We start from the raw sequence: 25,370 nt of genomic DNA, 5'->3' as shown, positions 1-25,370 counted from the left end.
GAATTATTTCCACACCATATAAAAATAAACCTAACAGGTTTTTAAAACCTGTTAGGTTTGGCTTGTCACAAAAATGATATTGTTTAAATCCTTAGATGATTTACTTTTTAATAAACTGATGGGCTTTTTCATCAAGCTTTAAGAAATATATTCCTGCTGGAATCCCTTGTACAGATATATTTTTCTTATATCTGAAAGGATCTTTTTCGGTATAGATTACTTTTCCTGAAAGATCTATAATCTGAGCTGTTTTCACATTGGTAACTTCTCCATTTACATATAAATTATCATAAACAGGATTCGGATATATTGCAAACTCTGTATTAACAGTAATCAAATCTGCTGTAGACAATGTACCACCCGGATTCTGGCAGTAATTGGACGGATAGGAATCCCATTCACTGATAGTAAACGAATCGTTAGGCTGATGAATTGTACTCTTTCTGTATAAAGATACATTCCCATTGTTATTGGTGGTGTATTTTACCCCAATTGCATCTATGGTAACTGTTTTATTATATGCAAGCTCCACATAATTCCCTCCCGCAAACATCATAGGATCAGAAGCCGTTACAAACCTTGCTTCATCAGGATTATAGCATGATAAAGTACCTTTTGGATTCAGGATGACAAACGTTTCGTTATTTCCTACTTTGCCTTCCAGTTCATACGTATCACCATTATAGAAGGCCCCTGATATATTATTTTTAAACTGAATATTAATTCTGTAATTATTTAAATTAACCTCGTGTCCTGTTTTATTTACGATTTCCAGAGCATTGTTCTTCACAAATTCCGTATTGGTTCCGGATATGTATTTTGTAATCATCAGATCCGGAGCATATGAATCAGAAGCAATCGTTGAAGCGGTCACCGTATTGCTGAATGGAGATTCCAGATAGGCTTTATCAAAAGCTTTCACTGTAAAAGTATAAGTGGTTGACGGAGTCAAATGATCTATACTAATGGAAGTCCCTTTGGTAACCGCAACAGGTGTCGTGGAGCCATTCATATAAATCCTGTATCCTAAAATATCAGCATCGGGAGACGCCGTCCAGTTCAAATTTACAAAATAAGCGTTCTGCTGTGTTGAAACCAGTGATCCTGGAGCAGCAGGAGGAATATTGTCAGGCGTTTCGGACCAGATCATATCAATCCATTCAGGATGATCAATAAATGGATTTCTGTTTTTTTGTATGACATAAACAGCATTGTTGCGGTCAATTTCTCTTTGCGAAACCGGATCTGCCGTACTCCACTGTTTCAGCATAGCAATATAAGCAGGTTCTACCGCTCTTTCTTCCGTACCATCCAGGGGACATTGATCCGTAGCAGGAGTAAGATTAGCAGAAGTCGTATAAGCCGTATTGAATGAGCCTAACTTCCCTTCATACCGTACAACAAAGTACAACAATGACCTTGCTATGTCACCTTTGAATTCATTGACAGGCTCATACACTCTTCCGGTATATGGATAATTTGGAATAGCTGCGTTTGATATCCTCGAAGTGTTGGAAAAAATATAATGATTCGTGTTATTTCCTATTCCGTAAGGATAATTGCTTCTCCGCTGATTGATAAATCCATCAACAGGAATTATAAAATTCAGATCCGAATACATAGGATAATCGCTGATGGAAGAGCTTGTACTGAATGTACTTTGCGGCATCATGTGTTCTCTGTTATACCCTTGCCCTTCCATACCGACACCTGCTACCAGCTGATCAGCAGTATATTCATAAGAATCTGGCCCTGAAGGAATTTCAGAATAGATATCCAGTAAGTATTGAGTGTTAGAGGCATCGTGATCATAATATTTATCCAGATCAGTCTGAGCATATAACACCTTAAGGTCGTCATAATGCCAGTTGATCATTTTTTCCGAAATGATATCGTGGATTTTTGATTTCAAGGCATATCCCGTCAGTCCGGCTGTCCCGTCATAATCTCCGGCAGGGATCTGCGCAGAAATATAAGAAGAAATCAAAATGATAGGAAGTAGAATTTTTTTCATGCCTTAAAAATTGGGGAACTAAAATAGTGAAATAAAACATGGAAAAGATTGAATATTTTATTAAGAAAGTATTAATTATTTAAATATAAAATTTTGATAATTAAAGGAATTACCCTTTACATAGTATGAATGAAATAATTTATTTTAGCATTCCATCAATTTGGTTATCTTTGGGAACTAACTATTATTATATGAATACAGAGACTATTGACAACATCAAAATGATAGCGGAAACCGCTAGAGAATTCGCAGAAAAGAACATCAGACCGAATATTATGGAATGGGATGAAAGCCAAACGTTTCCAAAAGACTTATTCCACCAATTAGGGGAGATGGGTTTTATGGGAATTGTAGTTCCTGAACAATATGGAGGTTCCGGCTTAGGTTATCATGAGTATGTTACTATTCTGGACGAAATTTCTCAGGTTGACCCATCTATTGGTCTTTCTGTAGCAGCACACAACTCACTTTGCACCAACCATATTTATGAATTTGGAAATGAAGAACAAAGACACAAATGGCTTCCTCAGCTGGCTTCCGGAAAAGTAATCGGGGCTTGGGGACTTACTGAGCACAACACCGGTTCAGATTCAGGAGGCATGTCTACCACTGCTGTAAAAGATGGTGATGAGTGGATCATCAACGGAGCTAAAAACTTTATCACACACGCTATTTCAGGAGATATTGCGGTAGTCATGACAAGAACAGGAGAAATAGGAGCTAAAAATAACTCTACAGCTTTTGTTTTGGAAAAAGGAATGCCTGGTTTTACTTCCGGAAAAAAAGAAAATAAATTAGGAATGCGTGCTTCTGAAACAGCAGAATTAATTTTTGATAATGTACGTGTACCGGATTCTCACCGTTTAGGAGAAGTTGGGGAAGGTTTCAAACAGGCTATGAAAGTGTTGGATGGCGGTAGAATCTCTATTGCTGCATTAAGTTTAGGTACTGCAAGAGGAGCTTATAAAGCGGCTTTGAAATATGCTAAAGAAAGACATCAGTTCGGGAAACCTATTGCAGATTTCCAGGCAATTAACTTTATGTTAGCAGATATGGCAACAGAAATTGATGCTGCTGAACTTCTTATCCAGAGAGCTTCTACTCTTAAAAATGCAAAACAAAAAATGACAAAAGAAGGAGCTATGGCAAAACTATATGCTTCTGAAGCTTGCGTGAGAATTTCAAACAATGCGGTTCAGATCTTTGGAGGGTACGGTTATACAAAAGACTTCCCTGCTGAAAAGTTCTATAGAGATTCTAAACTTTGTACTATAGGCGAAGGAACTTCTGAGATCCAGAGACTGGTAATCGGAAGAGATATTACGAAATAACATGTTAAAATCCCAATACAAATGATTAAACAGGCACTTTTAGGTGAATTTCTGCATGAAGCTGAAAACACCAGAAAAATTTTACAGGCAATCCCCGACAGCGCACTGGACTGGAAACCATCCGAAAAAAACTGGACAACCGGTCAGCTGGCTTCTCACATTGCTGAAGTATACAATTGGTACGACTCCACTTTCAATAAGGATATTTTTGATATGGGTACGTACAGGTATGACAAAGGAGATATTTCCAAAGCGGAGAATATCCTTGCGAAATTTGAAGAAAATGTTGCCAACGCACAGAAAGTTCTTGAAAACTCTGATGAAAACACTTATTTCAATGAGTGGAAAATGGAAATGGATGGAAATGTACTTTTCCCTCCCATGCCGAAAGTTCAGGTGATAAGAGCTTTTCTTTACAATCATTTGTACCATCACAGAGGCGAGCTGGTTGTTTACTTAAGATCAACCGGAAATAAAGTTCCCGGACTTTACGGCCCTACTGCTGACGATAAAATGTAATTAATAATTGTATTAATAAAATAAGCTGTTTCATTTTGAAACAGCTTTTTTTATTGATAGAATCACGGCATATGGCAATATTTACCAAAAGTCAACTTACTAATATTATTTACATATAATTAAATAATAAGTAAATTTTATTGTCTCATTTTAATAAATTAATAAAAAAAATACATTTATTTCTTTTTTTTTACAAATTAAAACTCTTTTGTCGCTTTCACTTTTCTTTTATTAATGAGCTTTTTCAATTATATTCAATGCATCACATAATATATTAGGTAAAAAGTTTAAATATTCCTTAAAAAATTTCGTTTTTCGTAATATATTTTTTATTAGCTTTGATATTCCACAATCAAATTTAATATTTAATATGAAAAAACAATTAACGCTGATTGGAATGCTCCTTATCTCGGGTATTTCTTTCGCACAGACTGACCGTCTTTGGTCTGAAGGTTCAAAAAAAACTTCATCAGAGATCTTTGAAAACAAAACCAGTATCAGCAATCCCAAGGTATACAACCTGGACATCAACGGATTGAAAAACATACTGGCTAAAGCTCCCAAAAGACTGGCTGCAGGCGAAAAATCTGAACTCATTATTTCTTTTCCCAATTCTGAAGGCAGAATGGAAAATTTCAAAGTGAGGGAGAATTCCAATTTTGCCCCTGAGTTGGCAGCAAAATATCCGGATATCAAATCCTATGTAGGACAAGGTCTGGATGATCCTAATTCCACAGTCTATTTCAGTGTTTCTCCACTAGGACTGTCTTCTATGGAAATTTATGGTGATAAATCGGCTGTTTTCATCGAGCCTTACACCAAAGATCTTTCTTCGTACGTAGTATACCGAAAATCTGACAAAAAAGATGATCTTAACAAATTTGAATGTACTGTGGTAGATGCTGCACAGAAAGGAGTTTCCAATTCTGCTCTTGCCGCAAGACCCAATGCTGATGATGCCAAATTGAGAACATTCAGACTGGCACTATCCTGTACAGGAGAATACACCACTTACTTCGGAGGAACAAAAGCTCAGGCTTTAGCGGCAATGAATACCACGATGACCCGCGTAAACGGTGTTTTTGAAAAAGATTTCGCAGCCAGAATGGTTCTTATCGCCAACAATGATGCTGTCATCTACACCAATGCTTCTACAGACCCTTACTCTGCAGCTTCAGGAATGAGCAGCTGGAACTCTCAACTACAAAGTACATTAACTTCTGTGATTGGTGAAGCCAATTATGACATCGGTCACTTGTTCGGTGCTTCAGGAGGTGGTGGAAACGCAGGATGTATCGGCTGTATCTGTACCAACGGATCTAAAGGAAGCGGATACACTTCTCCGGCGGATGCTATCCCTTCAGGAGATAATTTCGATATCGACTATGTGGCTCACGAAATGGGACACCAGTTCGGCGGAAACCACACCTTCTCCATGAACAATGAAGGAACAGGTGCCAATATGGAGCCGGGTTCAGGATCAACAATCATGGGTTATGCTGGAATTACCAGCCAGGATATTCAACCACATTCTGATGCATTTTTCCATGCAATAAGTATCCAGCAGATCACTAATAATATTAAAGCTAAAACCTGCTCTGTTAATACCAACACAGGAAATGCAATCCCAACAGCTAATGCAGGATTAGATTATACCATTCCGAAAGGAACTCCATTCGTACTGACAGGTACAGGAACGGATGCCGATGGAGATTCATTAACATACATCTGGGAACAAATGGATAACGCTTCTTCTTCTCAAACAGGAGCAAGTTCAGCAGCCAGTGCAACAAAAGCTTCAGGGCCTAACTTCAGATCATGGACTCCAACGACTTCCCCGGCAAGATACTTCCCTAGAATGGCTTCCGTTCTGGCAGGAGCAACCACTACCGCAGGTTCTGAAATTACAGTAGAAGCACTTTCTTCAGTTGCCAGAACATTGAATTTCAGATTTACCGTTCGCGACAACAAAGCAGGAGGTTCAGGAAATAATTCCGATGATGCTGTAATCACCGTTAACGGAACTGCAGGACCATTTAACATCACTTCACAGAATTCAGCAACAACGTATGCCGGAGGAAGTTCTCAAACTATTACCTGGAACGTTGCAGGAACTACAGCCAACGGAGTCAATGCTGCTAACGTAGATATCCTTTGGTCTACAGACAGCGGAAATACATGGACTACTCTATTGGCAGGAACACCAAATGACGGTTCACAGGCAGTAACGATTCCTAATGCCAATACAACGACAGGAAGAATTATGGTAAAAGGATCAAACCACATTTTCTTTGATGTTAACAATGCCAACATCTCCGTAAATGCAGGTTCGGGAACTCCTGATACTGTTGCACCTACAGCTCCTACCCTTGCTGCGTCAGGAACTACTTCTACTACCACTAACCTTTCATGGTCCGGAGCTACAGACAATGTTGGAGTTACAGGATATGATGTATATCAGGGAGCTTCATTAATTGGTTCTACGGCTTCTACTACCTATACTGTAACAGGACTTACTCCTGCTACTACCTATTCTTTCTCTGTTAAGGCAAAAGATGCAGCAGGAAATGCTTCTGTTTCCAGCAACACCGTAAGTGTAACTACCCTTTCAGGAGGAACGGTTACATATTGCTCTTCTTCAGCATCCAATACAGCAGATGAAAGAATTGGAAATGTAACATTCGGATCTATTAACAATACTTCTACAGGAACTGCAGGTTACGAAAACTTCACTTCAGTCTCTACAAATGTTACCAGAGGAAGTGCTTATACAATTTCTATCACTCCGGTATGGACTTCTACAAAATATAGCGAAGCCTATGCAGTTTATATTGACTACAACGGAGATGGAGACTTCACCGACAGCGGAGAATTGGCATGGACAAAAGCAGGTTCTACCACCAGCCCGGTTACAGGATCTATTACAATCCCGGCTACTGCTACCGTTGGCTCTACAAGAATGAGAGTAATGATGAAGTATAGCTCAATCCCTACTTCTTCATGTGAAGCATTTACTTACGGACAGGTAGAAGACTATACGCTTAATATTGTTTCTTCAGGAAAAGGAGATCTTCATAATACAAAAGATCTGATCACAGATGTGAAGCTTTATCCAAACCCTGTGAGAGATATGCTTTATATTTCCAATACAACTTCAGAAGATTATAAGATCTTCGATATGGGTGGAAAACTAATTGACTCAGGAAAACTTCAAAGAGGTTCTGTAAACGTAAGCAATCTTATCAAAGGAGCTTATATGATTCAAATTGGAGAATCTTCTAAGAGATTTATTAAAAATTAGTAATTAATACACTTTTTAAAATTAAACGATGGGAAAAACCGTTCTGCATAGAACGGTTTTTCTTTTTTATAATCTTTTACGCTCTCCTCTTTTTTTCCGTATGGAGATGGCAGGCAAAAAATATATTTCAAGAATGCATTTTCACTGAGTTTTTTACTATTTTTGCTGAAAATACATTTAAGTGAAAAAACAATTATTGATGACGGGAATGCTCACATTGTCAGGTATTTCTTTTGCACAGACCGATCGTTTATGGACTTCCAGCTCCATCAAAATTTCCTCTCCCGTTTTTGAAAACATGTCAGCTTTTAAAAATCCGCAGCTTTTTCACCTGAATATGACTGGATTAAAAAATGTATTAGCAAAGGCTCCAAAAAGATTAGCAGAGAAATCCGAAGTCATTATCTCTTTTCCCGATTCAACAGGGAAAATGGAAAATTTCAACGTAACGGAAAATTCTAATTTTGATCCGGAACTTGCTTCTAAATATCCGGATATCAAATCTTATATTGGTGAAAGTATAAAAAATCCTGCCTCAAAAGTTTATTTCAGCATTTCTCCTTTAGGATTATCTTCTATGGAAATCCATGGAGATAAATCTGCCGTTTTTATTCAGCCTTATACCACAGACCTTTCCACTTATATTATTTATAAAAGATCTGACAGCAAAGACCATTTGAATAAACTTGAATGTACAGTTTTAGATGCTGCCAAAAAAGGTAATTCAAGCGTCCTAACCCATAAAAATGTAGATGATGCTATCCTAAGAACGTTCAGACTTGCCCTTTCCTGTACAGGAGAATACGCCTCTTATTTTGGAGGAACAAAAGCTCAGGCTTTAGCCGCCATGAATAACACGATGACCCGCGTGAATGGTATTTTTGAAAATGATTTTGCAGCGAGAATGATCCTGATTGCCAATAATGATGATCTTATTTACACCAATGCCGCTACAGACCCTTATTCTCCCTCTTCACAAATGAAAAACTGGAATCTGGAGCTGATGAACAATCTGAGCTCATCCATCGGAAATAATAATTTTGACATAGGACATCTTTTCGGCAGAGATGGCGGCGGCGGTAATGCAGGATGTATCGGATGTATCTGTGACAATGACATGTCTACTTACCAAAATCAGGGCATCACCTACCCAAGCAGCTATAAAGGAAGCGGATATACTTCTCCGGCCAACGGTCATCCTTCGGGCGACACGTTTGATATAGATTTTGTTGCTCATGAAATGGGACATCAGTTCGGTGGAAATCATACATCTTCTTACCGTGTTGAAATGGACTTAAAGGCCGTAGAACCAGGTTCAGGGTCTACTATTATGGGATATGCCGGTGTTACCAATTATGATGTTCAGAATCACTCAGATCCGTTTTTTCATGCCATAAGCATCGAACAGATCACCAATAATATCAAAGCAAAAGCATGTTCTGTAAATACCGCTACCGGAAACTCAATTCCTACAGCCAATGCAGGTCCGGATTATATTATTCCTAAAAGTACTCCTTTTATGCTTACCGGATCAGGAACTGATACAGATGGAGACCCGCTTACTTATATCTGGGAACAGATGGATAAAGGAACTTCTTCTGAAACGGGAGCAAATTCTGCAGCGAAGGAATCAAAAATTCAAGGGCCGATATTCAGATCGTGGACGCCTTCAGCTTCTCCGGTAAGGTATTTTCCTGCAATGTCTTCCATTTTGGCAGGCGCTTTCAAAACCGCAGGAACAGAAATAGATGTCGAAGCTCTACCTTCCGTAGCCAGAACCTTGAATTTCAGACTCACTGTTCGCGATAATAAAGCCGGAGGTGGAGGTAACAATTCCGATGATGTAAGACTAACAGTGGATCCGGCAGCCGGGCCGTTTATGATCACCTCACAAAACACAGCAGTTTCTTATGTAAAAGGAAGTTCACAAACAGTTACATGGGATGTAGCAGGAACTACAGCGAATGGCGTGAATACAGCTAATGTAGATATTCTCTGGTCAACAGATAACGGCAACACATGGGTAGCACTTTTGACAGGAACTCCTAATGACGGTTCGGAGAGTATTACAATTCCTGAGACTTTAACAAACTCCGGAAGAATAATGATCAAAGGAAGCAATCATATTTTCTTTGATATCAATAATGCCAGTATTTCTGTAAAAAATTCTAATGATGATGCTGCTCCATTTTCAACCGAAATCAAACTGTATCCCAATCCTGTAAAAAGTATTCTTACCCTTACCAATACCAGTAATGAAGAATATAAAATCTACGACATGTCCGGCAGGCTTGTAAGTGGAGGAAATCTTGAAAGTGGAACGGTCAATGTAAATAAACTAACCAATGGAACTTACATCATCCAGATCCCGGGATTTACAAAACAATTCATTAAAAAATAAAAAATAAACTTGAAACAAAAGCTGCTCATTCGGGCAGCTTTTTTCGTTGATTTAAATGAAAAATATTAGCGTAAACACATTTATTGTTAAAATTAATTTCAAAATAACAATTTATTCTAGTCAAAATAACCAGTATATGAGTTTTTTGATTTAAATTTATCGCATAGCAATATTTTATTGTACCGTTTACCCAGATTGTATTTAAGGGAGCTCCAGGCCGTTTTTAAGACACCGGATGCAATTGCTTCTTTTGATTTTATTTTGGCGTGAATTGCTGTTTCGATAATTTACTGTCTGAAAAGAATATTATTAAAACAAATTTCAGTTCTGCAACATCTGTTACCGACTGATCATTAATAATATTCACACTTAAGATCTTTCTAAAGAAAATAATGTTTCAAAAGGTATCCCTTCTCATACCTCTATCATTTTAAACAATTTAAAATTTTTATATGAAACATTTATTTAAGTACTTATTTTTTTTAGCCATTACTTCGCTCTCGGTTGCCTGTAATTCAGATAGAGATGAGGAACCCAACACTAACCCGGATGTCACCACGGTATTCTACAAAAACGCTGATGAACTGGCCGTAACTTATGATCCCAATAATTCGGTGAGCCAGGCGCTTAAAAATCAAGCTTATGATTTATACAAAAGAGGCCAATGGAGTGAGCTGGAATCACTTTTTAAGGCCAATAATTTAAATGGAGGATGGCCGCCTGCCAACGGAGGTTATAATATTGTTGATGATGTTCCTTTACAGGTTGGACAGAAGTTTGACAGATACAGCGGAGCTGTCGGTAGTTATAATGGTACCGGAATTCCTACACTGGGAGGAAGTTTCACAAGCCCTATCATCAATGGATACACCTATACCTTTACACAGAGAGCACTAAATCAACCGGAAGACAAATACGATTTTTATTATGAAATTGATGTTTTGAATAATTCTATGCAGTTTAAAACACAGACAGCAGACATCATTCCTTGGTTCAGCCAGGCAGGAAAAGGAAAACAAACGATGTGGAAAATTCCTGTCGATATCAATACAGGCTATCAGAAAACCTGGAATAAGCTGGCAGAAGAAGGGTATATTAAAATTACCATTAAGAAAAGTCCCAGCGGAAAATATCCTAACTTAGCAGGCACGGTTATTCAGCCATAAATTAACTCAGATGTATTCGATATCAGAAAAAATAAACATTACCGGAAAAGTTCCTGTTGAAAAAAGCTCCTTTATCAATGATGAGGCACTTCCATCAGCAACAACAATTTTCACGTGCTCTCATTGCGGAAACCAAAACACAATTACGATAGGACCTTATGCATCAGGATTTCCTGTTCTGCAGCTTTATCATGAAGATAAAGTATTATCTAAAGATGAACTGTTACAACAAGGAATCGTCAACGGAACCTCTCGGAGCATGTTTCATTTCGGAGAATTGACTGTTAATAATCTGCCCACTTTGTATTTTGGAACAGATTGTTCTTCCTGTCATTCAAAATATATCTGTGTGTTCAGCTATGGAGAAAAACAACCGGGACTGATGATATTGACCATCTCCGGAGTCTGGAAATATGAGCAATTACAATAATTGAATAGAATTAAAATATGTCATAGTAAAACCACAATTTTTATAGTTGTGGTTTTTTTTGACTTTACAGATTAAATTTTGGTTTGAAGAATTTCCCTACAATTCTTTATTCACACATTTAGTCCCCGTACATTTCACATTTTACAAATCCTTTTCTATCTTTGTGGGAAATAAAAAAATTCATGGATAAAATTGATAGTCTGAACCAAGTAGCAGAATTCCATACTACTTTCAAAGCCCCTATTTTAGATACCCCACAAATTCCTTCACCAGAAAGATGCAATCTTAGAGTAGAACTTTTACAGGAAGAATTAAACGAACTGAAGCAAGCCATTGCAGATAATAATATTGTAGAAATTGCAGATGCATTGTGTGATCTTCAGTATGTATTAAGTGGTGCTGTACTGGAATTCGGACTTGGCAACAAATTTGTAGAGCTATTCAACGAAGTTCAACGTTCCAATATGTCGAAAGCGTGTGATAATGAAGAACAGGCGAAAGAAACTGTAGAATTTTACAAAGAAAAGGAAGTAGAATCTTTTTATGAAAAGTCCGGAGAAAAATTCAATGTTTACAGACAGGCAGATCATAAAGTATTAAAAAACAAATACTACTCTCCTGCTGATTTAAAATCAATTATCGAAAAATAAAATATGAAAAAATTTATTACCAATATTGTTGCCTTTTCAAGCTTATTTTTAGCTGCACAACAGCTTACTGCACAAAAAGTAGTGGTAAACCGTGAAGTTGAAACTCAGAATGATGGCAAAATGCTTTTAGGAAACCAATTGAAAGAGCAGTTTTTGAAAGCTCCTTATGCAGATTGGTATGTAAAGGAACATGATGAGTATGTTCTTGACCAAAAAGCAGTCAGTGAATTAAAAAAAGAGAAAATCGGTACTTATGACATTATTGTTTTCATGGGAACCTGGTGTGAAGACAGCCACAGAGATTTTCCAAGACTGATTAAAATATTGGAAGCCGTAAGTTATCCGGAGAGTAAATTGAATATTATTGCTGTTAACCGTAAGAAGGAATCTCCTACCGGGGATGAAAGTCTTTACAATCTTCAGAAAGTTCCTACCATTATCCTGAAAAGATATGGAAAAGAAGTAGGCAGAATTATCGAAATGCCTACGACAGGATATATTGAAAGGGATTTGGTTCAAATTCTTAAAAAGAACGATTCGTCTGTCATTAAAGAAATTTTTAAATAGATTTTGAGAAATTATAGAACAATATTATCCTTTGCAGCGGGAGCCGGCGCGATGGTGCTGCTGTTTTTTGGTCTGAAGTCCTGCCTGAATCTTGGGAATAAAACTGAAAAGTCAGATTATTATATTCTGACCAATCAAATTTCCAAGATGAATAAAATGGTGGTGATGGAACAGAATACCTCCAGTATGCAGAAAACCAAAATGGGCTATGAAGTTTTTGGGAAGGAAATTTCCAGCAACAGCATTATTACTTATACCAAAACCAATGCGCAAGTTTCGTATGATCTTAATAAAATGAAGATCGAAGTAGATTCCATCAACAAAAAGCTTATTATTACCGAGCTTCCTGATGCTGAGATCAGAATTACTCCAAGTGTTGAAATCCAATCTCTGGATGATTCTTTTATTAACAGAATCTCGGAAAAAGACATTAAAAACGTTACCGCTAAAGCTAAGGAAACAGCTGAAAAATCAATTGATCAGAATCAGTTGAGAACAGAAGGTCGTAAACAGCTGATGGAAAACCTGAATAATGTTTTTGTTCTGGCCAAGGCTTTGAATTATGAAATAGAAGACAAAACCGGAAAAATAGGTATTCTGGGACTTTAGAAGAAAATATTTCTGTTTGGCAAACCCTTTGAATGATAGTATTCATATTGTTGAAATTTAAAATTCAAAGTCATGGATACAAAAGGAAAAACCAACAGGAAAGAATCTGCCAATACCGCAGAAACCCAAAAGCAAAATCAGGATTTCCAGAATATTCCTGCAGCCTCAAAAAAGACCAATCCGCCTGATATTGATAAAGAAGATATTCAGAAGTCTTCCAAAAACAAATCAGGAAAAACGGATAATACAAAAAAATAAAAGGGCTCCTAAGGCTTTATTTATAATGAAAAACGAAAAGTTCCGTCTCATATGAGGCGGAACTTTTCTTTCTAACTATCTAACTGAACTTTTGTTTCTATACAATGGTGGATTTTCCTATCTTGATATTTTCAAAATTGTAATAGGACTTCTCGGAATATCTGATATGGTCGGCAATAAAGCTTCCCACTTCACTTGTTGAGTAATATTGTTTGGTGTTAAGATCAATCGTGACATACTTATTTTCAATAGCATGTTCTACAGACTGTCTTAATTTATCTGCTGCTGCCTGTAAATTAAGATGATCCAACATCATGGCCACACTTAAAATAGAGGCAACAGGATTGGCAATTCCTTTTCCTTTTGCCTGTGGATATGATCCATGAATAGGTTCAAACAAAGCATTCTTCTCTCCTACTGAAGCCGATGGTAATAATCCGATAGAACCTCCGATCACACTTGCTTCATCTGAAATAATATCACCAAACATATTTTCCGTTAAAATGACATCAAAATGTTTAGGATTAAGAATCAGCTGCATGGCTGCATTGTCTACAAACATGTAATCCAGCTGTACATCCGGATATTCCGGTGCAATTTCCTGACATGTTTTTCTCCATAATCTGGAAGTATCCAGAACATTGGCTTTATCAATAAGCGTAAGTTTTTTCTTTCTTTTCTGAGCTTCCTGAAACGCCATATGGGCAATTGGAATAATATCTTCACGACTGTATTTGCAGACATCATAAGCATAAGCTCCTTCCGGATCTGTAAATTTTTCACCGAAATAGATTCCGCTCACCAGTTCTCTGAAAATCTGGATATCAGCGCCTTCAATGATTTCTCTTTTCAGTGGACTTTTATCAATCAGTGACGCATAGGTTTTCAAGGGACGGATATTCGCAAACAATCCTAACTCTTTACGAAGTTTCAGTAATCCCTGTTCCGGTCTTACCTTCGCTTCAGGATTATTATCAAAAACCGGATCACCAATAGCCCCGAAAAGCACAGCATCAGATTCTTTACAGATTTTCAGTGTTTCTTCAGGCAAAGGATTTCCTGTTTTAAAAATAGCCTCTGCACCGATTAATCCATAATCAAAATGGAATTTATATTGAAAAACTTCAGCAATAACATCTAATATTTTAATGCTTTGACTGATGATTTCCGGGCCGATCCCATCTCCTGGAAGGACCGCGATTTTAAAATAATTGTCGCTCATTTGCTTTTTGTGTTTTTAATTCAAATTCTGTGATCGTCTGCTTTCTGCTGATTAAAAAATCAATATCATCATAACCGTTCAGCAGGCATATTTTTTTATAGGAATCAAGTTCAAAGGTTTCAGTGGTATCTTTAAAGCTGATCGACTGTAATTCCACATCAATAGCAATTTCATTATCAGGATTTTCATTGATTCCTTCTAAGATTTCTTTTAAAAATTCTTCGGAAACTTTAACAGGAAGAAGTCCGTTATTCAGAGCATTTCCTTTAAAGATATCAGCAAAATAACTTGAAACAATTACTTTAAACCCATAATCTGTTAAAGACCAGGCTGCATGTTCACGGCTGCTTCCACAACCGAAATTATTTCCTGCCACAAGAATCTCACCGCTGAATCTGGGATTGTTTAAAACAAAGTCCGGATTGGGTTCTCCTGTATGAATATTAAACCTCCAGTCTCTGAACAGGTTCTCTCCGAACCCTTTTCTGTCTATACTTTTCAGGAATCTAGCCGGAATAATCTGGTCTGTATCTATATTTTCTGCCGGCAATGGAACTGCGCGGGATTTTAAAACAACTAATTTTTGCATGCGTTCTACATTGTTAGACTTTAACCACAAAAGTTTTTCTTTGTGGTTAAAACATAATTTAAAATTACTTTTAGTTTAAACTTTCAAAAGCTGAGATTTTACCTTCTATGGCTGCTTTTGCTGCAGTAAGCGGGCTGGCAAGAATTGTTCTTGAACCTTGTCCCTGTCTGCCTTCAAAGTTTCTGTTGGAAGTGGAAACACAATATTCTCCTTCCGGGATTTTATCATCATTCATCGCCAGACATGCTGAACATCCCGGCTGACGAATCTGAAATCCTGCATCACTGAATATTTTATCCAGACCTTCCTCATAAATCTGCTTAACCACCTGCTGAGATCCGGGAACAATAAGTGCCTTTACAGCCTCAGATTTGCTTTTCCCTTTAATATACTGAGCCGCAGAGCGGAAATCTTCTATTCTGGCATTGGTACAGCTTCCTATGAAAACATAATTAACTTTGATACTGTTAACTGTTTGTCCAGCCTCCAGCCCCATATATTTCAAAGCTTTCTCTTCAGATTCATTTTGTGGCGCCGGAATAACTTCACGAATTGATATACCCATTCCCGGATTGGTACCGTAAGTAATCATTGGGTAGATGTCTGCAGCATCAAAGCTGAGTTCCTGATCAAAAACAGCTCCTTCATCTGTTTTCAAAGTTTTCCAATAGGCTACTTTTTCATTCCAGTCTTCTCCCTGCGGTGCAAATCTTCTTCCCTTTACGTATTCAAAAGTAGTTTCATCCGGAGCAATCATTCCGCCTCTGGCGCCCATTTCAATACTCATGTTACAGACGGTCATTCTTCCTTCCATTGACATTTCCTCGAAAACATTGCCTGCATATTCACAGAAATATCCTGTTCCGCCGTCTGTCCCTATTTTTGAAATGATATAAAGAATCACATCTTTAGGCTGAACATTTTCATTTAATTTGCCATTAACCGTAATTCTCATTGATTTCGGCTTATTCAGCAATAAACACTGGCTGGCAAATACCTGTGCCACCTGGCTGGTTCCAATCCCGAAGGCAATAGATCCAAATGCGCCGTGGGTAGACGTATGGCTGTCACCACACACAATACTCATTCCCGGCTGGGTAATCCCCAATTCCGGAGCGATGATATGAACAATTCCCTGATATTGATGTCCCAATCCGAAAAGTTCAATATTATTTTTCTTACAATTTTCTGTAAGCTGTTCTACCTGATTTCTTGAAAGTTCATCTTTAATAGGTTCTTCCTGATCTAAAGTAGGTACATTGTGGTCCGCAGTGGCTACAATCTGTTCAGGCCTGAATATTTCCAGATTTCTGGATTCAAGTTCGGCAAAAGCCTGAGGACTTGTTACCTCATGAATAAGATGTTTGTCTATATAAATGATCTGAGGTCCGTCAGGAATGGTTTCTACCACGTGGGCATCCCATACTTTATCAAAAAGTGTCTTTTTATTGTTGTTCATTTTTACTTTATCTTGATTTTAAATCAAACCTATCCTATTTTTCTGGTGAAAGAATCCATCATAACACTCAGATCATCGTTGTCAATTTCTTTTTTAAGATCCGCAATTTTCAAAAATTCCTGATATAGAAAATCAAGTTCATTTTTGGTAACCTCGTAGCCGATATGCTTAAAACGGTAGGCCAATGCTGAACGTCCGCTTCTGGCAGTAAGAATAATTGAAGAGGCATTCACACCTACTTCTGCAGGATCAATGATTTCATAAGTTTCCCTGTTTTTAATCACGCCGTCCTGATGAATTCCTGAGCTGTGGGCAAAGGCATTAGCTCCTACAATAGCTTTGTTTGGCTGTACAGACATTCCCATAAGATCAGATACCATTGCACTCATTTCATTCAGCATTCTGGAATTCACATCGGTATGCAGATTCAAATCTTTATGCTGTTTTAAAATCATGACAACTTCCTCCAAAGCTGTATTCCCTGCTCTTTCTCCTAATCCGTTAATGGTACATTCAATCTGACGCGCTCCATTAATCGCTCCGGCAATAGAATTGGCTGTAGCCAGCCCAAGATCATTATGGCAATGGCATGAAAGTACCGCTTTTTCAATTCCTTTTACATTTTCTCTCAGGTACTTTATTTTCTGGCCATATTCTTCCGGTAAACAATATCCTGTAGTATCAGGGATATTCAGGACCGTTGCTCCTGCTTTTATTACCGCTTCACAAACTCTTGCCAGATATTCATTATCCGTTCTTCCGGCATCTTCAGCATAAAATTCAACGTCTTCCACATATGTTTTTGCATACCTTACGGCATCTGCTGCCCTTTCAATAATATCTTCTCTTGTTGAGTTGAATTTATATTTAATATGAGAATCAGAAGTTCCGATTCCTGTGTGGATTCTTGGTTTCTTTGCAAACTTCAGCGCTTCTGCTGCGGTATCAATATCTTTTTTATTGGCTCTTGTGAGTCCGCATACCTTCGCATTTTTCACCAGCTTTGAAATTTCTGAAACAGATTCAAAGTCTCCGGGGCTGGAAATCGGGAATCCCGCCTCGATAATATCAATCCCTAATTCATCAAGCCTTTCAGCAATAATCAGTTTTTGTTCCGTATTCAGTTTGCATCCCGGAACCTGCTCCCCATCTCTCAGTGTCGTATCAAAAATTTCGATTTTTTCGGAATTCATAAGTGAAGTTTTTTACTTAATTTTGGCTCAAAACTACAGCTTGCGATATTTTTTAAATTTCACTTTTTCTGAAAATTACAATATTCAACAGCTCAAAAAACAATTGTATTTATTTATTAATCAATAATTTAATCCCCAAAAATTTACAATGGCAGAATTGCAGAAAGATTTTTTGTTTGTATTGGTAAAGTCATTGACCACCTCTGAAAAAAGACAGTTTAAGCTCTACGTAAACCGGCTCGGAATTAACGTAGATGCCAAATTTCTTTTGTTATTTTCTGAAATGGATAAAATGAAAGAATATGATGAAAGTATTATTATTGAGAAAAAAATATCTACAAAACAACAGCTTTCCAATCTTAAAGCACATCTTTACAAGCAGATTCTTGTCAGTCTCCGAATGAACCCGAGTCATCAGAACTATAGAATCCAGCTTCGTGAACAGTTGGATTTTGCTAATATCCTGTATCAGAAAGGACTTTACAAACAGGCTTTAAAAATACTGGACAAAACGAAACAGACAGCACTTGAACTGGATGAAAAAAGCATCGCATCGGAGATCATAGACCTTGAAAAAGTAATTGAATCACAATTTATTACACGAAGTATTGAAGGTCGTGCAGAAGAGCTTATCAAACAGTCTCAGGAGATCAGCAAACAAAACCGCTATACTACAAAACTGTCTAATCTTTCCCTGAAATTATACAGCGAAATGCTTACGCATGGGTATGTAAAAAATGATGCAGACCGACAGGAAGTACTGGATATCTTCAACGCTGAGATAAAAAATATTAACCCTGAGAAACTGAATTTCACGGAGAAATTATGGTATTACAAAGCCCACGTCTGGAAAAACCAGCTATTACAGGATTATAAATACACCTTGAAATATGCTTACCAATGGGTAGATCTTTTTCATAAGAAACCAGAAATGATCTACAGCCACCCGGTTTGGTACATCAAAGGGAATACTTACCTCCTGAAAATTCTTTTTTTATACGGGAATATTGATATTCTGGAGGAGCATTTTCAAAATTTCAATACAATGGTGCATGCGGAGAATTTTGTTCAGAATGAGAACCTTCAGTCACTTATTTTCCTTACCCAATATAATACATTGATGAATATTCATTTTGTAAAAGGAGAATTCTTTACAGGAACCAAGCTTATTCCTGAAGTTGAATTAAAAATGGAAAGACTTAGAGAAAGAATTGATGAGCATCATTTTATGATTCTTTACCTCAAGATGGCAGCTATGTTTTTCGGAAGTAAAATGTTTGATAAATCCATTGAGTATTCTATGAGGGTGATAGAATCCAAAGGAAATGTACAGGAAGACCTCCTGTTCCATACACGAATCCTGATCTTAATGGCAAAATATGAGTCTGGAAATGATGAAGATTATGATGAATTTATTGCTTCCACTCTGAAATTTGCTAAAAAAATGAAGAAGCCGGAAGAATTCCATTTTGAAAGCATTCAGTTTTTCAAGAACCTTAATAATCAGGTGCCGGATCAGAGACAGAAAGCATTTGAAAGTTTTGATAAAAAGCTGGGAGAGTATTCGAACAATGAATATTACCGACGATCATTATTTTATATTGACATCCATGGATGGATCAAATCTAAAGTCCAGAATGTGGACGTCATTGAGATTATCAAGCAGAAAGTTAAGTATAAAAGAAAGCATTAAATAATAATACATAAGATTCTATATTACAATATTCTACAATATTTTATCTAATGTAAAATAAAACATATAAAAAACATTTTTATCTTATCATTAGGTATTAACAGGCCGCTCCTCCGGAGCTTTAATTTTAAAACAAAATACTTTCTATTAACAGTTAGCTCTTATTGGAGTTAGTTTGACCCCATCGGGATCTTCTGTTAATAGACATCATGAAGTCCGGTGAAAATAAAGCTCCGGAGGAGCGACCTGTTCATTATGCCTTGATATAATCACACAAGAATGGTTTATTGATACATATTCTCTATAAAATTCAATGCATTTTTGTGACTGATCTTTTCTAACAATTCAGAAGAGAAACGTTTTTCAATTTCTTTATTGATCGCATTAAAAGCAGATGCATCATTGTATCCTTCAAAGAAAAATGGATGCCGTGATTTATCCGGGTGATTTTTGCAGAAGAAAAAATCAGCTCCATAAGCAATCGCATCTTCTGCTCCTAAATTAAGACCGTACTGAATATGTTCATATAACATTTCCGGGTTGGTATCATCAACACAATTACGGATAAAATTGAGTCCGATTAATCCTTTTCTTTTAATAATCTCTTTTGCCAGTTCATCAGGAAGATTTCTTTTTTTATCATGTACCTGTCTATAATTGGAATGACTTGCTATAACATGGATTTTGTAGTTTCTCTGATCAATATAATTAAGAATTCCATAGGCAAGCTGATCACTGGTATGAGCAAGATCAATAGCAATATTTTTTTCTGAGAGATAGTCAAGCAGGACTTTTCCGTCATCTTTCAGCCCTATATCAGAATTATTTCCTCCTCCAAAGCGGTTTTCAGTATGATGGGTTATTCCAAGGTAAAAAACTCGCTGTGTTTTTTCAATGATCGCTTCCAGATTTTTAAACCCCGTTTCCAAAGTGTCATCTTCGCCACAGAAGCCGGATGCATTTTCAATAGAAGCGATAACCCCTACTTTGCCTGTGTTTTCAGGATTTTTATAATTTTTACCATCGAATAAGAAAAAGCTTTCATTTTGCAGGAGATCTGAAAATATTTCACTCTGTTTTGCTGCATAAACCGTACTATTCTCTCCTGTTGCGGAGTATATAGCCATCACCTGAAGCTTTACATTTCCTTCCTGTAAGTAAGGAAGCGAACAGCCAAGTTCTTTGTCATCAATTAATGAGCCTGGCTCCAGTAAATAGCATAATAAATCGCAGTGCAAATCTACATTTATAGCATTCATATTAAAATTATAATTTGTTTGTTTATAAAGACTTACGATAAGAACAAGCTATTTAATAGTAAGATTGTAATGCATAAAAACTTGAAAGTCCTTTTCTATGAAAAACGAAATATGGAATTCAGTGAGACCAAAACCATCTGCATCTTTTACATTTTTAATATTAATTCTCATTCTAAATATGTGCTAATATAGTATTTTATCTAAAAATTCCGTATTTTTGCATCTTAAAATTTCTTAGTAAACAATGATAAAAATTACACTTCCAGACAATAGTGTCAAAGAATTCGAGGGAGCAGTGACTCCTCTAGATGTGGCAAAATCTATAAGCGAGGGATTGGCTAGAAACACCATTTCCGCAATTGTTAATGACAAACAAGTAGAAACGACCACACCTATAACCACGGATTCTACGGTACAGCTTTTGACCTGGAATGATGATCTTGGAAAGAAGGCTTTCTGGCACTCTTCTGCCCACCTTTTGGCGCAGGCAATCCTTGAGTTTTATCCTGATGCTAAGTTGACCATTGGTCCAGCTATTGAAAGCGGATTCTACTATGACGTAGATTTCGGGGATGAAAGCTTATCTGAAAAAGATTTTGAAAAGATTGAAAAAAAGATCCTGGAAAATGCAAAGAAAGGTTCTACCTTCTCTCTTTACCCGGTATCCAAAGAAGATGCTTTAAAAACGTATGCAGACAATCCTTACAAAGTGGAACTGATCTCTAATCTTAATGATGGAGAAATCACTTTTGTAACGCACGATAACTTCACAGACTTATGTCGTGGTGGTCACATTCCGAATACAGGAATTGTAAAAGCGGTTAAAATATTAAATGCAGCAGGAGCTTATTGGAGAGGAAATGAAAAGAACCCTCAATTGACAAGAGTATATGGTATTTCTTTCCCTAAGCAGAAAGATCTTACAGAATATCTTGAGAGATTGGAAGAAGCTAAAAGAAGAGATCACAGAAAACTAGGTAAAGAACTTGGAATTTTCGCATTCTCTGAAAAAGTAGGTGCCGGGTTGCCGCTTTGGTTGCCAAAAGGAACTGCTTTAAGAAGAAAACTGGAAAATTTCCTTTCTGATGCTCAGAAAAAAGGAGGTTATGAATTTGTAATGTCTCCACATATCGGTGCGAAAGAATTATATGTAACTTCAGGACACTGGGATAAATATGGGGAAGACAGTTTCCAGCCGATTAAAACTCCGAATGAAGGAGAAGAATTCCTGCTGAAGCCAATGAACTGTCCTCACCACTGTGAAATTTACAAAACGTCACAATGGAGCTACAGAGATTTGCCGAAAAGATATGCAGAATTCGGTACTGTTTACAGATACGAGCAAAGTGGAGAGCTTCATGGCTTAACAAGAGTTCGCGGATTTACTCAGGATGATGCTCACCTTTTCTGTACTCCGGATCAGCTTTCTGAAGAATTTGAAAAAGTAATTGATTTAACACTTTATGTATTCAAATCTTTAGGTTTTGAAGATTTTGTAACTCAGGTTTCATTAAGAGATCCTGAAAACAAACAAAAATATATCGGTTCTGATGAAAACTGGGAGAAAGCGGAAAGTGCGATCATCAATGCAGCTCAAAAGAAAGGTTTAAAAACAGTTGTGGAATATGGTGAAGCCGCATTCTACGGCCCTAAGCTTGACTTCATGGTGAAAGATGCTTTGGGAAGAAAATGGCAGCTGGGAACTATCCAGGTGGATTATAACCTTCCGGAAAGATTTGATCTTCATTATATCGGAAATGATAATGAAAAACACAGACCGGTAATGATCCACAGAGCACCATTCGGTTCTATGGAGCGTTTTATTGCTATTTTGCTGGAGAATACCGCAGGTGATTTCCCGTTATGGCTAAGCCCGGATCAGTTTATTATTCTACCGATCAGTGAAAAATATGTAGATTATTCAAAAAAAGTTTCACAATTTTTGGAAAATCACGATATTAGCGGTCAGATTGATGACAGAAACGAGAAGACAGGTAAAAAGATCCGTGATGCGGAATTGAATAAAATTCCTTTCATGCTTGTAGTAGGAGAAAATGAAGAAAAAGAAGGCACGATTTCTGTAAGAAGACGTGGAGAAGGAGATCTTGGAGTAATGAAGATGGAGGATTTTGTTGCTTACTTCAAAAAAGAAGCAGCTATATAAAAGACTTTAAAAGATGAATTGATCTTTTAATAATAGAGAAAATAGAAAGTTAACCAATAAAATTATAATACAATAGCACAAAGATTTAACAACAGGGGCCCACAAAGACGTCCGGTACAAGAGGACTTACACTTGATCAACGATAAAATTCGTGTGAGAGAGCTTCGTTTGGTGGGCGATAACGTAGAGCCAGGAATTTATCCAATTGACAAAGCAAGACAAATTGCTGCGGAACAAGAATTGGACTTAGTAGTAATTTCTGATAAAGCAGAACCTTTTATTGCAAGAGTATTAGAATATAAGAAATTCTTATACGAGCAAAAGAAAAAACAAAAGGAACTTAAAGCTAAGCAAGTAAAAGTGGTAGTAAAAGAGATCCGTTTCGGGCCTCAGACTGACGACCATGATTATGAATTCAAAAAGAAGCATGCTGAAAAATTCCTTGAAGAAGGTTCCAAATTAAAGACCTACGTATTTTTTAAAGGACGTTCGATTATCTTTAAGGACCAGGGAGAAATTTTGCTTTTAAAACTTGCTCAGGAACTGGAGCACGTAGGAAAAGTAGACCAGCTTCCTAAACTTGAAGGAAAAAGGATGATTATGATGATGAGTCCTAAAAAACCAGCAAAATAATTAAGTCATTATTTTAATATAAAAAAACCTCAAAGCAATTTGAGGTTTTTTTATGTCAACATTTTAAAGAGATTATCGCGGACTGCTCTTCTGTTTATCCTTCAAAATCTCCACAATCATGCTCTGTGAAAAGAGCTAAAGCTTTTTTGGTGGTAAAATATCTGGATATTCTTTTATTTTTCAGCTCCAGTTTTTCGCCTTCTATTACGAGTTCATAAACGGGAGCTTTATCTATTTGGGTTAAAATATATGTTCTTTCCGGTGTTTTAAAAATCGTTTTGTTTCCTTCATTAGAGTATGAAAAATCATCAATGTCAAAAGTGTCTTTTTCATCACAGACATTGGTCCATCTGATGTGTTTCTTAGTTATAGACAGGCTTGTCAAATCGCATGAATAGCAGTTTCCAGAGAATTCTATACCATATTTATCATGTACATTGGCGCTTTTGTTATTCAACAGGTCAATAGGAACTAATGTTGAAAAATCAGCTGGTATTTCCAATGTTGCCTGATCATTCTTCATTGGTTCCGGTGCAGAGATTTCCACTTCTTTTCTGGTATCCGTAGAAGTACTCTTTTCCACTTTTTTGTCTGTAGCAGGTGAGCAGGATGCTAGTAAAGCAGTCACCATTGAAAGGCTGATTATTAAGTTTTTCATTTTTATAAAGTAAAATTACAATATTGGGTTTATCGTTTTGTAAAATTCTCCAAAATCCATCGTTAAAAACATCCCTGTTTTCGGCCATTTATTCGCTATATCAGGCGGTTTTATTGGCTGTTGGTCTGAATACTGATACATTTGCCCAAAAATATAAAAATGAAAATCATCAATCAACTCTTTATATCATCGATGGTTGTTTTTGCAGGATGCAATCAACAGAACAAAAAATCCGAGACTCACAAAACTGGAGGTAAGCAGAAAACAGTAACTCTTGCTGATTTCAAGAAAATAAAAGGCGTGGATAATGTTCTGGAAGTACCGTTTCAATTATCTACAAAGCTGGATTCTGTACATTTTTTCGTAACTCCTAGTAAAGATGCCACCCATTTGAAAATGGCTTATGATAAACTTGATAATTATTATGGATTTGAAGAGTTTGAGGACTTCTATTCTATTCACTACAGCATTAATAATAACATTTCAAATAGTATTGAAGCTTTCGTCCTTAAATCAGAATTTACTCCTGCATATGAACTTACTTTAAAAGGCGTGGATCTTTATGAGATCAGAAGCAGTACTTTTAAAGAATCGAGTGATTCTAAGAATAAATCTTTTAAAAAATTCGGGAGTATTACCGAGATATCAGAACAGGAATTTCAAGCAAATTCTAAAAAACAAATTAGTGAAAAGCTGGTAAAAAACCCCAATATACAATTGCAGGCAGATAACTGGGTATACAAAGAAAATGGCAGAGAAGAAGTAATTACACAACATGAAAGCGTCTCTACAGAGACCGGGCCGCTGGCCAATGAATATATAGGAAGGTCACCATACTTAAACCTGGAAGTATTCAAAGAACATTCTGATGAAGTTGCAGATTCCTATTATTCTTTTTTCAGTATAAAAAATGCAATTATGTTTGAACTGAGTACAGGAGGTTATCCACAGATCCTTCCAACGAAAGGCTGGGTTACCTTTGTCTCATCCAATAATGATGTGGGGAGTGATTTTGTCATTTCTAAATATTTTCCACAAACAAAGAAACAAGATAATCTACTGTACGTAAATTTTACCAATTTCAAAATAGCAGATGATAAAAAGGCATTCTGGACCGATAATGATACCTTTTATGCAGAAGTCTACCCTCGTAATTCTGTTTTTGCCAATGGTAAAAAACAGAAAACGGCTTATATAAAAATCCGGCTGAAGGCTGATCTGTTTTAATGATAAGATAAAAACCCCTGAAATCAG

The 25,370-nt window shown here is 36.8% G+C and carries 21 protein-coding genes; 14 read left to right on the top strand and 7 right to left on the bottom strand.

Annotation, left to right across the window (positions count from 1 at the left end; all coding sequences use genetic code 11):
- Nucleotides 1-100: 100 nt before the first annotated feature.
- The gene (locus tag FB551_RS05760) at nt 101-2,014 is read right to left on the bottom strand and encodes an endonuclease (RefSeq protein ID WP_142015880.1); all 1,914 of its coding nucleotides are present in this window, start codon (nt 2,012-2,014) and stop codon (nt 101-103) included.
- 191 nt (nt 2,015-2,205) lie between these two features.
- On the opposite strand from FB551_RS05760, the gene FB551_RS05755 reads away from it, so the two are divergent.
- From FB551_RS05755 to FB551_RS05710, 10 genes are all read left to right on the top strand, one after another.
- Nucleotides 2,206-3,345, top strand: coding sequence for an acyl-CoA dehydrogenase family protein (locus tag FB551_RS05755; protein WP_034698301.1), 1,140 nt, complete (start codon nt 2,206-2,208; stop codon nt 3,343-3,345).
- A 21-nt stretch (nt 3,346-3,366) separates the two neighbouring features.
- Nucleotides 3,367-3,864, top strand: coding sequence for a DinB family protein (locus FB551_RS05750; RefSeq protein WP_047430696.1), 498 nt, complete (start codon nt 3,367-3,369; stop codon nt 3,862-3,864).
- Between the two features lie 370 nt (nt 3,865-4,234).
- Complete coding sequence (locus FB551_RS05745; RefSeq protein ID WP_142015878.1) at nt 4,235-7,165, top strand: reprolysin-like metallopeptidase; 2,931 nt, start codon at nt 4,235-4,237, stop codon at nt 7,163-7,165.
- A 181-nt stretch (nt 7,166-7,346) separates the two neighbouring features.
- A complete protein-coding gene (locus FB551_RS05740) occupies nt 7,347-9,566 on the top strand; it encodes a zinc-dependent metalloprotease (RefSeq protein ID WP_142015875.1) in 2,220 nt (739 codons plus the stop codon).
- Nucleotides 9,567-10,018: 452 nt separating this feature from the next.
- Nucleotides 10,019-10,732, top strand: a complete 714-nt coding sequence (locus tag FB551_RS05735) for a glycohydrolase toxin TNT-related protein (RefSeq protein WP_142015872.1) — start codon at nt 10,019-10,021, stop codon at nt 10,730-10,732.
- Between the two features lie 10 nt (nt 10,733-10,742).
- On the top strand, nt 10,743-11,162 hold the full coding sequence (locus tag FB551_RS05730; protein ID WP_142015870.1) for a hypothetical protein: 420 nt from the start codon (nt 10,743-10,745) through the stop codon (nt 11,160-11,162).
- A gap of 182 nt (nt 11,163-11,344) precedes the next feature.
- On the top strand, nt 11,345-11,812 hold the full coding sequence (locus FB551_RS05725) for a pyrophosphohydrolase domain-containing protein (protein WP_034694493.1): 468 nt from the start codon (nt 11,345-11,347) through the stop codon (nt 11,810-11,812).
- A 3-nt stretch (nt 11,813-11,815) separates the two neighbouring features.
- Nucleotides 11,816-12,379 carry a TlpA family protein disulfide reductase gene (locus tag FB551_RS05720; protein WP_142015867.1) on the top strand — a complete coding sequence of 188 codons (564 nt, stop codon included), beginning with the start codon at nt 11,816-11,818 and terminating at the stop codon, nt 12,377-12,379.
- 3 nt (nt 12,380-12,382) lie between these two features.
- Nucleotides 12,383-12,988, top strand: coding sequence for a DUF4230 domain-containing protein (locus FB551_RS05715; protein WP_047430704.1), 606 nt, complete (start codon nt 12,383-12,385; stop codon nt 12,986-12,988).
- A gap of 72 nt (nt 12,989-13,060) precedes the next feature.
- Nucleotides 13,061-13,246, top strand: a complete 186-nt coding sequence (locus FB551_RS05710) for a hypothetical protein (protein ID WP_047430706.1) — start codon at nt 13,061-13,063, stop codon at nt 13,244-13,246.
- 97 nt (nt 13,247-13,343) lie between these two features.
- On the opposite strand, the gene leuB is transcribed toward FB551_RS05710, so the two are convergent.
- The 4 genes from leuB to FB551_RS05690 form a co-directional block, all read right to left on the bottom strand.
- Nucleotides 13,344-14,468 (bottom strand): 3-isopropylmalate dehydrogenase, encoded by a 1,125-nt coding sequence (leuB, locus tag FB551_RS05705; protein ID WP_047430708.1) that lies wholly within the window; start codon nt 14,466-14,468, stop codon nt 13,344-13,346.
- Entirely contained in the window at nt 14,449-15,057 is a 609-nt protein-coding gene (gene leuD, locus FB551_RS05700) for a 3-isopropylmalate dehydratase small subunit (RefSeq protein ID WP_047430710.1), read from the bottom strand. Before leuD ends, leuB begins: the two co-directional genes overlap by 20 nt.
- A gap of 70 nt (nt 15,058-15,127) precedes the next feature.
- The gene (gene leuC, locus FB551_RS05695) at nt 15,128-16,516 is read right to left on the bottom strand and encodes a 3-isopropylmalate dehydratase large subunit (protein WP_047430711.1); all 1,389 of its coding nucleotides are present in this window, start codon (nt 16,514-16,516) and stop codon (nt 15,128-15,130) included.
- 29 nt (nt 16,517-16,545) lie between these two features.
- Complete coding sequence (locus tag FB551_RS05690) at nt 16,546-17,709, bottom strand: 2-isopropylmalate synthase (protein ID WP_082001952.1); 1,164 nt, start codon at nt 17,707-17,709, stop codon at nt 16,546-16,548.
- 148 nt (nt 17,710-17,857) lie between these two features.
- Here FB551_RS05690 and FB551_RS05685 point away from each other — a divergent pair, with 148 nt between their 5' ends.
- On the top strand, nt 17,858-19,402 hold the full coding sequence (locus FB551_RS05685; protein WP_142015864.1) for a hypothetical protein: 1,545 nt from the start codon (nt 17,858-17,860) through the stop codon (nt 19,400-19,402).
- A gap of 284 nt (nt 19,403-19,686) precedes the next feature.
- Here the strand turns inward: FB551_RS05685 and FB551_RS05680 are convergent, their stop codons facing one another.
- Nucleotides 19,687-20,661 (bottom strand): dipeptidase, encoded by a 975-nt coding sequence (locus FB551_RS05680; protein ID WP_142015862.1) that lies wholly within the window; start codon nt 20,659-20,661, stop codon nt 19,687-19,689.
- A gap of 244 nt (nt 20,662-20,905) precedes the next feature.
- Between FB551_RS05680 and thrS the strand changes: the two genes are divergently transcribed.
- Entirely contained in the window at nt 20,906-22,825 is a 1,920-nt protein-coding gene (gene thrS / locus FB551_RS05675) for a threonine--tRNA ligase (RefSeq protein WP_047430716.1), read from the top strand.
- A gap of 132 nt (nt 22,826-22,957) precedes the next feature.
- Nucleotides 22,958-23,458: a translation initiation factor IF-3 gene (gene infC, locus FB551_RS05670; RefSeq protein ID WP_027372223.1), complete on the top strand. Its 501-nt coding sequence runs from the start codon at nt 22,958-22,960 to the stop codon at nt 23,456-23,458.
- 94 nt (nt 23,459-23,552) lie between these two features.
- On the opposite strand, the gene FB551_RS05665 is transcribed toward infC, so the two are convergent.
- Nucleotides 23,553-24,116 (bottom strand): hypothetical protein, encoded by a 564-nt coding sequence (locus FB551_RS05665; protein WP_142015859.1) that lies wholly within the window; start codon nt 24,114-24,116, stop codon nt 23,553-23,555.
- Nucleotides 24,117-24,275: 159 nt separating this feature from the next.
- On the opposite strand from FB551_RS05665, the gene FB551_RS05660 reads away from it, so the two are divergent.
- Nucleotides 24,276-25,343, top strand: coding sequence for a resolvase (locus FB551_RS05660; RefSeq protein ID WP_142015857.1), 1,068 nt, complete (start codon nt 24,276-24,278; stop codon nt 25,341-25,343).
- The last annotated feature ends 27 nt before the right edge of the window (nt 25,344-25,370 follow it).

The organism is Chryseobacterium aquifrigidense (genome assembly GCF_006716485.1).
GTDB lineage: Bacteria > Bacteroidota > Bacteroidia > Flavobacteriales > Weeksellaceae > Chryseobacterium > Chryseobacterium vietnamense.
Note: the sequence above shows the minus strand (reverse complement) of the source record. Positions and strands in the feature narration are given on the sequence as shown.

Coding starts and splice junctions, on each gene's coding strand:
- FB551_RS05690 (WP_082001952.1), bottom strand. CDS start 17,709: ATGAATTCCGAAAAAATCGAAATTTTTGATACGACACTGAGAGATGGG.
- FB551_RS05755 (WP_034698301.1), top strand. CDS start 2,206: ATGAATACAGAGACTATTGACAACATCAAAATGATAGCGGAAACCGCT.
- FB551_RS05750 (WP_047430696.1), top strand. CDS start 3,367: ATGATTAAACAGGCACTTTTAGGTGAATTTCTGCATGAAGCTGAAAAC.
- FB551_RS05730 (WP_142015870.1), top strand. CDS start 10,743: ATGTATTCGATATCAGAAAAAATAAACATTACCGGAAAAGTTCCTGTT.
- FB551_RS05725 (WP_034694493.1), top strand. CDS start 11,345: ATGGATAAAATTGATAGTCTGAACCAAGTAGCAGAATTCCATACTACT.
- FB551_RS05735 (WP_142015872.1), top strand. CDS start 10,019: ATGAAACATTTATTTAAGTACTTATTTTTTTTAGCCATTACTTCGCTC.
- leuB (WP_047430708.1), bottom strand. CDS start 14,468: ATGAGCGACAATTATTTTAAAATCGCGGTCCTTCCAGGAGATGGGATC.
- leuD (WP_047430710.1), bottom strand. CDS start 15,057: ATGCAAAAATTAGTTGTTTTAAAATCCCGCGCAGTTCCATTGCCGGCA.
- FB551_RS05745 (WP_142015878.1), top strand. CDS start 4,235: ATGAAAAAACAATTAACGCTGATTGGAATGCTCCTTATCTCGGGTATT.
- FB551_RS05685 (WP_142015864.1), top strand. CDS start 17,858: ATGGCAGAATTGCAGAAAGATTTTTTGTTTGTATTGGTAAAGTCATTG.
- FB551_RS05720 (WP_142015867.1), top strand. CDS start 11,816: ATGAAAAAATTTATTACCAATATTGTTGCCTTTTCAAGCTTATTTTTA.
- leuC (WP_047430711.1), bottom strand. CDS start 16,516: ATGAACAACAATAAAAAGACACTTTTTGATAAAGTATGGGATGCCCAC.
- FB551_RS05665 (WP_142015859.1), bottom strand. CDS start 24,116: ATGAAAAACTTAATAATCAGCCTTTCAATGGTGACTGCTTTACTAGCA.
- FB551_RS05760 (WP_142015880.1), bottom strand. CDS start 2,014: ATGAAAAAAATTCTACTTCCTATCATTTTGATTTCTTCTTATATTTCT.
- FB551_RS05710 (WP_047430706.1), top strand. CDS start 13,061: ATGGATACAAAAGGAAAAACCAACAGGAAAGAATCTGCCAATACCGCA.
- FB551_RS05660 (WP_142015857.1), top strand. CDS start 24,276: ATGAAAATCATCAATCAACTCTTTATATCATCGATGGTTGTTTTTGCA.
- thrS (WP_047430716.1), top strand. CDS start 20,906: ATGATAAAAATTACACTTCCAGACAATAGTGTCAAAGAATTCGAGGGA.
- FB551_RS05680 (WP_142015862.1), bottom strand. CDS start 20,661: ATGAATGCTATAAATGTAGATTTGCACTGCGATTTATTATGCTATTTA.